At 51.0% G+C, this 12,107-nt stretch carries 14 protein-coding genes; 7 read left to right on the forward strand and 7 right to left on the reverse strand.

Translation table 11 applies throughout. The features are described from left to right. Positions 1 to 50: 50 nt before the first annotated feature. From TJ79_RS04855 to TJ79_RS27695, 3 genes are all read right to left on the reverse strand, one after another. The gene (locus TJ79_RS04855; RefSeq protein WP_052339282.1) at positions 51 to 1,559 is read right to left on the reverse strand and encodes an aminotransferase class V-fold PLP-dependent enzyme; all 1,509 of its coding nucleotides are present in this window, start codon (positions 1,557 to 1,559) and stop codon (positions 51 to 53) included. Between the two features lie 182 nt (positions 1,560 to 1,741). Next, a complete protein-coding gene (locus TJ79_RS04860; RefSeq protein WP_040949166.1) occupies positions 1,742 to 2,218 on the reverse strand; it encodes a DsrE/DsrF/DrsH-like family protein in 477 nt (158 codons plus the stop codon). A gap of 180 nt (positions 2,219 to 2,398) precedes the next feature. After that, on the reverse strand, positions 2,399 to 2,575 hold the full coding sequence (locus TJ79_RS27695; protein ID WP_202903289.1) for a hypothetical protein: 177 nt from the start codon (positions 2,573 to 2,575) through the stop codon (positions 2,399 to 2,401). Positions 2,576 to 2,760: 185 nt separating this feature from the next. Between TJ79_RS27695 and TJ79_RS04865 the strand changes: the two genes are divergently transcribed. Further along, the gene (locus TJ79_RS04865; RefSeq protein ID WP_052339276.1) at positions 2,761 to 4,290 is read left to right on the forward strand and encodes a Ppx/GppA phosphatase family protein; all 1,530 of its coding nucleotides are present in this window, start codon (positions 2,761 to 2,763) and stop codon (positions 4,288 to 4,290) included. Here TJ79_RS04865 and ppk1 read toward each other — a convergent pair. Then, positions 4,277 to 6,385 carry a polyphosphate kinase 1 gene (ppk1, locus tag TJ79_RS04870; protein WP_040949167.1) on the reverse strand — a complete coding sequence of 703 codons (2,109 nt, stop codon included), beginning with the start codon at positions 6,383 to 6,385 and terminating at the stop codon, positions 4,277 to 4,279. The two genes, TJ79_RS04865 and ppk1, sit on opposite strands and share 14 nt — an antisense overlap. Before the next feature lie 216 nt (positions 6,386 to 6,601). On the opposite strand from ppk1, the gene TJ79_RS04875 reads away from it, so the two are divergent. The 3 genes from TJ79_RS04875 to TJ79_RS25710 all read left to right on the forward strand — a co-directional run bounded on the left by TJ79_RS04875 (position 6,602) and on the right by TJ79_RS25710 (position 8,216). After that, complete coding sequence (locus TJ79_RS04875; protein ID WP_202903290.1) at positions 6,602 to 7,120, forward strand: bifunctional (p)ppGpp synthetase/guanosine-3',5'-bis(diphosphate) 3'-pyrophosphohydrolase; 519 nt, start codon at positions 6,602 to 6,604, stop codon at positions 7,118 to 7,120. A gap of 83 nt (positions 7,121 to 7,203) precedes the next feature. Beyond that, positions 7,204 to 7,557, forward strand: a complete 354-nt coding sequence (locus TJ79_RS25705; protein ID WP_052339277.1) for a phosphotransferase — start codon at positions 7,204 to 7,206, stop codon at positions 7,555 to 7,557. Further along, entirely contained in the window at positions 7,530 to 8,216 is a 687-nt protein-coding gene (locus TJ79_RS25710) for a phosphotransferase (protein WP_052339278.1), read from the forward strand. The genes TJ79_RS25705 and TJ79_RS25710 overlap by 28 nt, the downstream gene beginning before the upstream one ends. A 24-nt stretch (positions 8,217 to 8,240) precedes the next feature. On the opposite strand, the gene TJ79_RS04885 is transcribed toward TJ79_RS25710, so the two are convergent. Then, a complete protein-coding gene (locus TJ79_RS04885; RefSeq protein WP_040949168.1) occupies positions 8,241 to 8,987 on the reverse strand; it encodes an NAD-dependent protein deacylase in 747 nt (248 codons plus the stop codon). 57 nt (positions 8,988 to 9,044) lie between these two features. On the opposite strand from TJ79_RS04885, the gene TJ79_RS04890 reads away from it, so the two are divergent. Genes TJ79_RS04890 through TJ79_RS04900 form a run of 3 tightly spaced genes read left to right on the forward strand, consistent with a single transcriptional unit; the run spans position 9,045 to position 10,491 of the window. Then, complete coding sequence (locus TJ79_RS04890; protein ID WP_040949169.1) at positions 9,045 to 9,383, forward strand: transcriptional regulator; 339 nt, start codon at positions 9,045 to 9,047, stop codon at positions 9,381 to 9,383. 29 nt (positions 9,384 to 9,412) lie between these two features. Further along, entirely contained in the window at positions 9,413 to 10,291 is an 879-nt protein-coding gene (locus TJ79_RS04895) for a hypothetical protein (RefSeq protein ID WP_040949170.1), read from the forward strand. Positions 10,292 to 10,311: 20 nt separating this feature from the next. Beyond that, complete coding sequence (locus TJ79_RS04900; protein WP_155987776.1) at positions 10,312 to 10,491, forward strand: hypothetical protein; 180 nt, start codon at positions 10,312 to 10,314, stop codon at positions 10,489 to 10,491. 69 nt (positions 10,492 to 10,560) lie between these two features. Here the strand turns inward: TJ79_RS04900 and TJ79_RS04905 are convergent, their stop codons facing one another. After that, positions 10,561 to 11,514 (reverse strand): L-lactate dehydrogenase, encoded by a 954-nt coding sequence (locus TJ79_RS04905; RefSeq protein ID WP_040949172.1) that lies wholly within the window; start codon positions 11,512 to 11,514, stop codon positions 10,561 to 10,563. Between the two features lie 132 nt (positions 11,515 to 11,646). Next, positions 11,647 to 11,949, reverse strand: coding sequence for a hypothetical protein (locus tag TJ79_RS04910; protein ID WP_052339279.1), 303 nt, complete (start codon positions 11,947 to 11,949; stop codon positions 11,647 to 11,649). Between the last annotated feature and the right edge of the window lie 158 nt (positions 11,950 to 12,107).

Raw genomic sequence — 12,107 nt, forward strand, 5'->3', positions numbered from 1 at the left:
CTCACATTCAGATTACTTTATTCGATGCGAGTTGTATGTGGTTAACGGCATTAAATATCAAAAGTAAGCATCGGAACTCCTTTTGGGTTTGCCCGATTATGTACATAATCGTTGTTTTTACTGTCATACCGGTAATCGCGCCCCCACAGATTAGCGTATTTCGCTATACTTTGAACGGCAAAAATGATGCGGCGAATCTCCGCGTCCGTCATAACCGGATGTATAGAAAGCCTAACCCAGCCTGGCTTCCGATCAAGAATGCCGCCTTCGACCTGTTTGCGGATCTTATCCGACTCCTCTTTACTAAGGCCGAAAAGAAAGTGACCGTACGTGCCGGCGCAGGAACAACCGCCTCTGGATTGAATGCCGAATCGGTCGTTCAGCAGTCGAACAAAGAGCGGAAAATGGACATGCTCCGCATAGAAGCTCACGATTCCAAGACGATCCTTCCGATGGCCGTCCAGAATGCGGATGCCGGGAATATCGCCAAGCCCGGACAGCAGCAGCTCCGTCAGCTCCCGCTCCCGGTCGCCGAGGGCAGCGATGCCCATCCGCTCCTTCAGGCGGATGCACAGGGCGGCCTTCACCGCCTGGACCCAGCCCGGCGTGCCGCCGTCCTCCCGCTCCTCCATGTCCTCGACATAAGTACGGCCTCCCCAACGGTCTGTCCACAGCACCGTGCCGCCCCCGGGATGATCCGGGACGGCGGATGCGGACAGACGGGAGTCGAGAAGCAGGACGCCGCTTGACCCCGGTCCCCCCAAAAACTTGTGGGGGGAGAAATAGACGGCGTCCAGCTTCTCCCATGGGGAGGCCGGGTGCATGTCGAGGCCGTTGACAGGAGCGGCGGCGGTCCAGTCGGCGAAGGCGAGGCCGCCCGCCCTGTGCATCACCTCCGCCAACTCGCGGAGCGGCGGCAGGATGCCCGTGACGTTGGAGGCAGCGGTGAAAGCGCCGATTTTCATCGGGCGCTCCCGGTAAAGCTCCAACGCCTCGGCCAGTTTCCGGGGATCCACCTGTCCGTCTTTCCCCGGCTCAACGATATGAACGTCAGCAATGGTTTCCAGCCAGGAGGTGTGATTGGAGTGATGCTCCATATGGGTCACAAAAACAACGGGCCGCTCCTGCTGCTGTAAAGACAGGCGCTCTCTCCATTTTTCTGGCAACCGCAGCCCCATCATTCTTTGCAGCTTGTTCACAGCCGTGGTCATCCCGTTGCCGCAGAACAGCAGAATGTCGTCCGGACCGGCATGAACGTGCTTCTTGATGATGTCTTTCGCTTCGCGGTAAGAAAGAGTGATAGCGGCGCCGGTTGCGGTTGCTTCGCTGTGGACATTGGCGGCATAGGGGCCAAATTCGCGCAGCAGTTTTTCCTCGATAGGCCGGTACATCCTGCCGCTAGCTGCCCAATCTGCATAGAGGATCGGCTGAATGCCGCATGGTGAACGGAAACGGGCACCCGCACCTGCGATCATCTGACGAAACGGAGCGAAATAGGCCTCCAATTCACCTGCAGGCCTGAAGTTTTCATTGAGATCTTTGTGGCTCTCTTCCTCCATTCGCGGCCCATCCAACATTATCGCCCTTGCGCCCCATGCTCCATATCGCCTGGACACGCCGGATATTCCGGATTCCGCGTCGACCCCCCATTGATCCAACACTGGCATACCGCGCTTCTCCCTTCCCTACCTAGCCAATGTATGCAGGATAGGCGCCTACGGTTATGGGAGATCGCCGCATTCTAGATGAACAGCTGAATATCCGATTCAAATGCATCTTTGAGATAGGTTTTAGCGTCGACGATTTCCACTTCCGGTAAAAGCTCTTCCGGGTGAAAGCCCATGACTTCTACAGAAAGCTTGCAAGCGTAGAAGCGCACTTGTTTTTTTCGCGCACCTTTAAGAAAATCCGCTAAAGTCGGCGCTCCCTCCTCTTCCATCATCTTCATGAGCATCTTCTTCCCCATACCGGCAAAATTCATCCGGGACAGAGGCAGCTCCTCCGGTCCTTTCGGCGTAGCGGCAGCGAACATTTTTTCATAAAGGCTTTTGTCCTCATCGCTCATCCGTTCGGGATCCCGAATCAGCATGAGGCCCCAAAAAGCGAAAAAGATCGTCACTTCAGCATCCAATTCTCTAGAGCTGTTGGCTAAAATAAGCGCAGCCAGTGCTTTATCGTACTCCCCGCTGAACATCAGCAAATTCACGCGCTTGCCCATTCCCATCCTCCTCGGTTGTAAACAGTCGCGTTTAGTCTCCCCTCACTAATTTTTTTTACCAACTCTCGCCGGAAGTGTGATGCATGCAACAGGTGAATACAGCAAAGAGCCGTTAAAACAAAAAAACCTCCGCGCTCACCTGAAGCAGGTGACTACGAAGGTTTGATTGTCTGAAGCGATTTATTCATAATAAGCATGGAGCAAAATTTCCGTTTCATTTCGTTCGTCTTCTAAAGCGATTCCTTGTTCTGCCCAGCAGCTGCGGCATGTTTCTTCACTATCGCAATGTCTGGCATCATCGCAAGTATAGCAAAATTGAAGGTAATTTCTGGTTACGGTGTCGGTTTGAACGGTCATTGTAATCACTCCTCAAAGTTTGTTTGCTGATCTCTATGTATGAAATATATCATACCCTCGCTTTAGATAATGTGAATTATTTCACAACACGATAGAGAATATTTGGTTTAAGATTATTCCTGTTTGGGTATGTGGCTTGTACATGGTAAAATAGGGGAATCGAATTGTCGACTGGAGGCTGCAGCATGATGAACACTCAACTTTTCGGAATTATCGATATCGGCTCCAACTCGGTGCGGCTGGTACTGTATGAAGATGCGGGAAACGGCATTCACCGCGTTATAGAAGAAAGCAAGAACACGATTCGGCTTATCGATAAAGTAGCCAAGGATGGAAGCTTGCCGCTGGATCAGCTGGACGAGCTCATCCGGACTTTAAATCATTTCCGTGTTCAATGTATTGCCAACCACGTCGATTTTATACGATCGGTCGCTACCGCTGCCATCCGCAATGCAGCCAACTCCCGGGAAGTGGTTGATGCGCTGGAGGCCGCTACCGGTTTGACCATTGAAATTGCTAGCGATGAAGACGAAGCCCGGTACGGTTTTGTCGGCGTGATGAACGCGATGGATGTTGCCAACGGTTTTCTGATGGATATCGGCGGAGGCAGTTCAGAAATCTCGCTGTTTTTAAACCGTAAAATCGTCCATTCCGTATCCTTCCCATTTGGCGCTGTTAACACCACCAAGCGCTTTTCCCCGGACGGAGAATTCAATTCCGGCAATCTCCGCGACATTCACGTAATGGCGGAAACGTTGTTTGAACAAGAGCCGTGGCTTAGGCAGCATCCCGGTCTCCCCCTTATTGGGCTGGGTGGAACGATTCGATCCCTAGCCAAGCTATCCCAGAGGAAAGCGACGTACTCCCTGCCTCTCGCTCATAATTATCGGATAACCCCTGAAGTGGTTCAAGAAACCATCGATTCCCTCAGTAAAATGAGTTTGGCGCAGCGGTTAAAGCTGGACGGCCTCTCCGCCGACCGGGCCGATATTTTGGTGCCGGGTCTTATTCTTCTGCATACCGCGTTGCAGCATACGGAAGCGACCTGCTGCATTGTCAGCGGCACAGGCTTGCGGGAAGGCGTATACTACGAGACGGCACAGCCGGATAAACCGTTAGTAGAGCACGTTTTGACTCACAGCACCGAGATCCTGCTGCATAATGCCGGATCAACCGCCACTCCTCACACGGAGCAGGTTCACCAACTGGCGATGCAACTCTTTGAGGGCTTGAAAGAACGTAATTCTTATGGCGACGATTTAAGAAAAACGTTGTATGCGGCATCCAGGCTCTATCGGCTGGGAACGGTCATCAATTATTATACCTACCCGGCGCATACTTTCTATTGGATTACCCATGCCGGCTTAAACGGGCTGGAACACCGGGAGATCGTCCTTGCCGCTTTGATCGCGGCTCATTCCGGGAAAAAGAAAAGCCGCAAAGCATATCTCCCCTATCAAGATTTGTTAAATGAGGAGGATTTGTCTGCGGCGGTAGCGTTAGGTACACTTTTACAACTGGCAGTGAGACTTGATGCCGGAAGGCAAAACCAGGTCGAACAGATCCGGGTTCTCCACTCCGCTAGCAACAGTCCGGTTATCGAACTCGTCTGCAGAGAGCATCCGGCGACAGAACTGGAAGCGGCCAAAGACTTGGCCGACGACTTCCGCAAAAGCTGGGATTTTCCCCTGCGATTTATCGTCAGTCCTTACTGAGAGGATCGGTTTTCTTTACGACTTTCTTCCACGACTTGATTCTCGCTGCCTCGAATTGGCTGCGGAATGAAGTCGTTTTAATTTCTGGACGGGTGAAGCTTCCGTTTGCTTGAAGATGGCGCGCTTTCGCCGAATCCTTCAAATGGAGCTTTAAAATATTGAAAAGGGTGTCCCGGGTATGCGTATTGCGTACAGGACACATGACTTCCACCCGGCGAGTCAAATTCCGCGTCATCCAATCGGCGCTGGACAAATAAGCCTCGGGCGCGCCACCGTTTTCAAAATAAAATAATCGAGAATGTTCCAAAAACCGGTCGATGATGCTGCGCACCGTTATCGTCTCGCTGAGTCCTGGTACTCCCGGACGCAAACAACAGACCCCACGGATAATCAAATCGATTTTCACCCCGGCCTGGGAAGCCTCGTAGAGATGATCGATTATCTCCTGATTGGAAAGGGAATTCACTTTGGCAATAATTCTTGCCGGTTTTCCCTGCCGAGCATTGAGCGTTTCCCTCATAATGAGGTGAGCCAGCTCTTCCGAGAGGTAGGTCGGGGCTGCAATCAGCTGATTCATTTTTGGCGCTGACGAATAACCGGTTATTTCATTAAAAAGGGACGATACGTCCTCTCCGATTTCTGCATCGGATGTAAACAAGCCGACGTCTGTATAGAGGCGAGCTGTATTTTCGTTATAGTTCCCGGTGCCAACGTGCATGTACCGGCGCAATCCTTCTTCCTCTTGGCGAATAATCTGGGTGACCTTGGCGTGTGTTTTCAATCCGACCAACCCATAAACCACGTGGCAGCCGGCTTTTTCCAACCGCTTCGCCCATGCGATATTGCGTTCCTCGTCGAAGCGGGCTTTCAGTTCCAAGGCAACTGTAACCTGCTTGCCGTCTTCCGCAGCTCTTTCCAGCGCCCGTACGAGCAAGGAGTTGCCGCTCACCCGGTACAGAGTGATTTTGATGGCGAGTACATACGGATCTTCCGCCGCTTCGATAACAAAGTCATTGACGGCTTCGAAGGACTCGTAGGGATGATAAAGCAAGACATCCTGTCTGCGGATGACGTCAAACATGGAATCCTCTTCGAGAAACTCTTGCGGATAAGCCGGTTGAACCTCCGGGTATTTCAATGGCGCGTTGTCATGAATGAGATCGGGCAGCTTGGTCAAGCATCCGAGATCAAGTGGGCCCTCAATTTCAAAGACAGACCCGGATATTTCAAACTCTTCGATCAGCTGCTCCAAAGCGTAGGGATGAATGCCTTTTTCCACTTCGAGTCTGACAGGCGTTCCCCATCTTCTCCGGCGCACTTCTTTTTCAATTTCCTCCAGCAGATCCTCTGCCGCCCTTTCGTCCAGGGTCAAGTCAGAATTGCGGGTAAGCCGGAAGGCGTGAACGGATACCGGTGTATAGCCGTTGAACAAAGTGACGATATGTTCTTTCATCAGCTCTTCCAGAAAAATGAAATGCGCTTTCGACGCGCCTCGTGAAGGCACCTGAACGAGCCGGGAAAAATTCGCGGGAACGCGAACAATGGCAAAATGCAATTGCGCATCCTCTTTGCCTGCATCCGTATTACGGACCAATACGACTGCCAGATATAGACCGAGGCTGGTGATCAGCGGAAATGGCCGGGCTTGGTCTATCGCCATGGGCGTCAGCACCGGATAGACGATTTGATGGTAGATCTGGTTGGCCGCTTTTTGCTGAGTCTGAGAAAGCTCGTTGTAGCTATGTATCCGGATGCCATGCTTGGAAAGCTGGCGTACGATGTCTTTGTACACTTTATACTGCTCGGTCACGAATCCCGTCGTGCGCTTGAAGATTCGCCGCAGAAGACTGGCTGGCGCGTAACCGGAAAAATCTTTTTTATTGTAGCCGCTCTTTTGCAGGTCCAATAAGCCCGCCACTCGTACGCTCATGAATTCGTCCAAATTCGTTGAAGTGATGCCAAGAAACTTCGCTTTCTCCAAGAGAGGCGTTTCCTTGTCCTGGGCTTCTTCTAACACCCGGCGGTTGAATTCAATCCAACTGAGATCCCTGTTGATATAGCGGGTTAATTCCTGTAGATTGTCTTCCGTTTTCATAACGGCTCCCCGTTTCGGTTTAGCGTCTTCGCATTTTTTTTATAAATTTAGTATGACACGTAATTGTTAAGCCAATGTTAAAAGCTTTTAAACTTAATAGGGATTATTTGAAAATCTTTACTTTTTTTTATATCTTCAATTTCTTTTCTTACGAGAATGTGCGAAAATGATAGAAAGCTGGAAAGTTGATTCGAAACTGAGAGAGGATGATCGAAAATGGCAGGCCTCACCCGTGCAATTGTACTTGCTGCAAAGTATCATGACGGACAAAAAGACGGTCACCGGGGAAATCAACCTTACCTGTTTCACCCTTTACGTTTGATGATGAATGCCTTATCCGAGGAGGAGCAGATCATTGCGGTTCTCCACGACACCATAGAAGAGACGGAACTTACTTTGGACAAGCTGAGGGAGGAAGGATTCAGCGAAAAAATCGTTGAAGCCATCGACACTCTCTCTCGCCGCAAAAAAGAATCCTACGAAGAGTTCATCCGTCGCATTAAACAGAATGCATTGGCTCGCCGCGTAAAAATCCTGGATCTGCAGGACAACATGGCGGCATTAAGGATGAAAAAACGGAACGATAAAGAAAAGGAACGGCTGAAGAAATACAGCAATGCGTTGGATGTCTTGTTAGGCTATTCGGACTCCGCCGCCGTCTCTGCTCCAGCCGATGCTGAGCTAGCTGTTCCATCCGCTGAAGAAGAAGCCGCTGCCGGAAAAGTAACCGCTTAAAAACATGGAACGCATGAGTGGAAAACCTCGGTCCCTTTGCGGCCGGGGTTTTTATTCAATAGAAATGGATGTGCCCAACAACGATGAATGTACTTGCGATATGTCAACAGATTCTAACCAACTATCCCATTGAAGCTTGGACGCTGGAGGAAAAAGACGCCGGCTTCAATAATACAACCCGGTTTATTCATACGGCCGGTCAAACTTATGTGCTGCGGGTTTATGAAAACCATCGGGACGAAAACAAGCTCAGATTCGAGCACTACATTTTGGATGGCTTGTCACAAGCCGACCTTTCGTTCTCCGTTCCGCGAGCCGTTCGTACTTTGAATGGAGAAACGTTTACTGTGACTGCCGACGGGAAGTTAGCTGCTTTATTCGTCTATATCCCCGGCGAACGGCCGTCTAGATGCAATCCGGTCACATCCGATCGCTAGGCGAAGCCGCCGGAGAATTGACTGCCGCCTTGGCCACTATGAACAAGGAAGACGGGCCGGTCTGCGCCTATCCCCCCTATTATCAGCTGGAATATCCGGATGATGCGCTATTGGCCGACGTTATACGGAAATGCGAAAAAGAAGCAGTGGGTCATCCTAATCTGCAAGAGGCAGAAAACTTGCTCGCAGAGCTGAGGAACTTCCTTCCGACTGCCGAAGCCATTAGCAGGCTCCCCCACCAGATCATCCATGGCGATATCAATTTCAGCAATGCGGCAGCCTCCGGCCATCGGATTACCGGTATTCTTGACCTCGAATTTGCAACGGTAGATGTAAGGGCAATGGAGCTAGCGGTTTGCTTGGGCGAATTGCTTGCAGACCTAGGCGGCAATTTGCTGGATGACTTCGAGCGCTTTGTTTGCGGATACGGCAGCAAGATGATGCTGACTCAGGCTGAGACGGATCATCTTCTTGATCTGGTCAAGCTGAGGAGGTTGGATGTGTTTGTCCATTTTCTTGGACGGTTCTCCGCAGATCTTGATCCCATTGGTGTTTTAGTGGAACAAATGCATCTTTCCACCCAAGTGTGCCGATTTGTAGAGGATCACCACACAGAGCTTCAAGATATCCTTGATCGTCATCTGCTCGAAACCTGCTGATCGTGTGCGCTTCAGAGTAAGGCGTTATCTTGTTTCAGTCGGAGGCGGGTATGCTTCTTCTAACACCTTGCCGATTCCCTCGCGGATAACGAGATCTGCCGAATTGTCATAAGGAGTCGCCGATTTGTTGATCAATACGAGCGGGTTTCCTCGAAAATATCGGACTAACCCGGCAGCCGGATTCACCGAGAGGGATGTGCCGCCTACAATCAGGACATCTGCCGCTACGATGGCTTGAATCGCTTTATCCAATACCGCCATGTTCAAAGTTTCTTCGTACAAGACCACATCTGGCTTTATGACGCCGCCGCATGCCGGGCAGAGCGGTATCGTCTCTTCTCTAGCAAGCATCTCGGTGAGGCTAAATGCTTTCCCGCAGCGTATACATCGGTTGCGGTGCACGGAGCCGTGCAGTTCCAACACCTTTTGGCTGCCTGCCGCCTGATGCAGGCCGTCGATGTTTTGCGTGATGACGGCGGAAAGCCGGCCATCCTGCTCCATCCTTGCCAACGCTCGATGAGCTGCATTGGGTTTGGCGTCTGGATATATCATTTTCGCTTTATAAAAGGAATAAAATGCTTCGGGATACCGTTCAAAAAAGCTGCGGCTCAGAATTTCTTCCGGCGTGTACTGGGATGTATGATCGGCATTATACAATCCGTCTCCGGAGCGGAAGTCGGGAATGCCGCTTTCCGTAGATGTTCCAGCCCCGCCGAAGAAAACGATCCGTTTCCCGTTTTGCAAAATTTCTCGCAAATCCAACTCTCTCATCAATACCCTCCATGCTTCTCGATTTGATACCACTCCACTAGATAAGGATGATGCCCGATGAAGAAAAAAGTGATATTGCTAACAAACGATAAACTTGGAAACGGCGCGCCTGAACTGGGTGAAACGCTTCTGGAAACCTTTTTCGTGCTTCTGAAGCAGGAAGACGAGCTGCCTGCCGCCGTCTTTTGCCTAAACCGTGGCGTCTTTGCACTGACGGAAAGCTCTCTCGCTTCCTTGCACCTAAAAGAATTGAATGATGCTGGCGTTCCGGTCCTTGCCTGCAAAACCTGTATCGAATTCTATGACCTCGGAGATAAGCTCGTCGCCGGTGAAATCTCGACGATGAAGGCATTCGTCAACCTTGCTGCCGAACATGAAGTGTTAACGATCGGTTAACGATGCCCGGAGAAAAGGGGTTATTTTCCATGAACAAACGCTTGTTAGGTGTAAGCGTAACGGCATTGATCAGCTTATCCGCTATTCTGTCCTCCTGCGGCAGTTTCTCCAGTCCAAAAGCAGCGGAAGTTCTTCCCTCATCTTCTTCTGTCATATCTGTCTCTTCCGTGCCAAGCGCTGCGCCGGTTCTCGCCGACTCTTTCTTCGCCCTGCTGGAAGTGAATAAAAGGCTATACCGGTACCAAAGCGGGACCGGTGATTTTAAAGCGATTGGCAACAAAGACGAGGACATGCTGACCATCGGCTTCTCTCCGGACGGCCGCAAACTGCTGTTCCGCTATTTTTCCGGTCCGGCTCAGGAGCCGGTGATGGGAATCTACTCACCTGATGAAGGCCTAACCCTCGACATTCCCGTGAAAAACCAATACGGGGAGCAATTCATGGATGCCTCTTGGCGGAATAACCGTCAGTTTATCGTAGAGGGACACGTCAATCCTTCCGTGGAAGGTTATGTGCTCTACGATGCCGAAACCGGGCAAGAGATCAATTATTGCGGCGGCGAATTTTTCCAAGTGCTGGCTGACGAGAGAACAATGTTATTCCAGCTTACACCCCATGTCTTCCCGGAGCCTACGGCGAATGTAGCGGTCATGCTCCCTGAAGGCAACGAGCGAATTCGTAACCTGTATTCCACTGATAACCCCGACGAAACCATCATCGATGCGAAAATCTCGCCGGATCTCCGCCAGTTCGCGATTTGGAAACACAATACGGCTGAGAACCGTTCGGTTCTAGCTGTTGCCGATTACGATACAGCTTCCATTAAAGCCGGTCCGTTCACCGGATATGAAATTCCAGCCGAGGTTGCGGGAAATCTGCTTTTTGATAAAACGAGCTCTTGGCGGTGACTGCCGACACTGTTTACCGTATGCTGGGTAAAGTTTTTGTGAAAGAAAGCGACGCCATGGCTCCGCCTCCTGCTCCTTCTTATGTCAGTCCGGAGATTCACCCGGATTGGATTGATCAGCTTACCGCTGCGGTAAAAGAACATTTCGGCGATCAGACTTCATTCACGCCGATCGACTACCGTTCTGAACCATCTACCTGAAAAAACCGGCCGTTCTGCTGCAAAAGGGGCATTAATCCCGTCAAGCGCTGAATCGGCCGGTTGTTTTATTTAGAAAGCGATGGATTTGGTGATGTCTCGCAATACGTCTGCCGAATGCTTCAGCTTGGCATGCTCGTCGCCGGTGAGGCGCAGCTCGACAACGTCACGGATACCTTTGCGGGATACGATAGCCGGCACTCCGATATACAAGTCGTTCAGGCCGTATTCACCGCGCAAAAGCGTGGAAACAGTGAGGATGGAATTTTCATCCCGCAGCACGGCTTTCGTCAGTCGGGCAAGTCCGAGGGCGATTCCGTAATAGGTGGCGCCTTTCAGCTTGATAATCTTGTACGCCGCGTCCCGGACCTCTACGAAGATTTTCTCCAGGTCTTCCCAAGACCCTCCCGTCCCCCGTAAGTATTCGGCAATAGCTTGCGCACCTACGGAAGCGTGGCTCCAAACGGGCAACTCCGTATCTCCGTGCTCCCCGATTATGTATGCGTGAACGTTCCGGGCATCGATGCTGAAATGCTGGCTGATGAGGAATCGCAGCCGCGCCGAATCGAGAATCGTCCCCGAGCCGATCACTCTCTCCGGCGGCAAACCGGAATATTTCCATGTGGCGTAAGACAATACGTCTACGGGATTGGTTGCGATGAGGAAAATGCCTTGAAACCCGCTGGCCATTACGTCCTCCACGATCCCTTTGAAAATCTTCGAGTTTTTGCCTACCAAATCGAGCCGGGTTTCTCCCGGTGCTTGGTTAGCTCCGGCGGTAATGACGACGATGTCCGCGTCTTTACAATCGGAATAATCGCCCGCCCAAATTTTCATAGGCGGTGCGTAGGGAATGCCGTGATTTAAATCGATGGCGTCTCCCATGGCCTTGTCAGCATTTTTGTCGATGATGACCAGTTCATCCACGATACCCTGATTAAGCAAAGCAAACGCGTAGCTTGCACCTACAGCTCCCGAGCCGATTAGTACGACCCTTTCCGCTTTCCGAACATCATATTGCGTCATTTTGCAGATTTCCTCCCTGCGTATTTTTATAAAAAAAATAGAGTCAAGCGTAAAGCGCAGGCATGTCGTCTGCCACATGATTACTGTACCAGATTAACCGCAGGTTTGCCAAAATCTTGATGCGATCATCCGTTAGTGAAGATCCAGATTTGCCGGCCGTACCGACAATTTCCCATCATCCTCTAAAAACAGCCGCAGATTCAGGTTGTTGTTTAGCTTGACGTTGCATAGCTTCAACTGGTTGTCAGTAATCGCCACAGGTTCATAAGCCTCCGGTGCATCCTCATTATCTTCCATTTCGCTTAATGCCGCAGTCGCCGCCTCATTCGTCTCCCAAGCCGCAGCGCCATAATACTCCAAATCGTACACATTCCGCATCAGCCGGGTGAACACTTCTCCTGTTGCCCGCTTCCGCAAAATATAGGGCATCTCCATCGCTCCCTCCGCTCAATGTGGATAAAACATACAAGAAGGCACTGTCCCTTAAGGAAAGTGCCTTCCGCGATCTTTCGCTTACAGATACGGATTTTCGTTTTTCGCCTTCAATACGTTCCAGCGGCGTTCCACTTCTTCTTCGAAAGAAGCGTAGGCTT

It is taken from the genome of Gorillibacterium massiliense, assembly GCF_000455485.1.
Classification (GTDB): Bacteria; Bacillota; Bacilli; order Paenibacillales; family NBRC-103111; genus Gorillibacterium; species Gorillibacterium massiliense.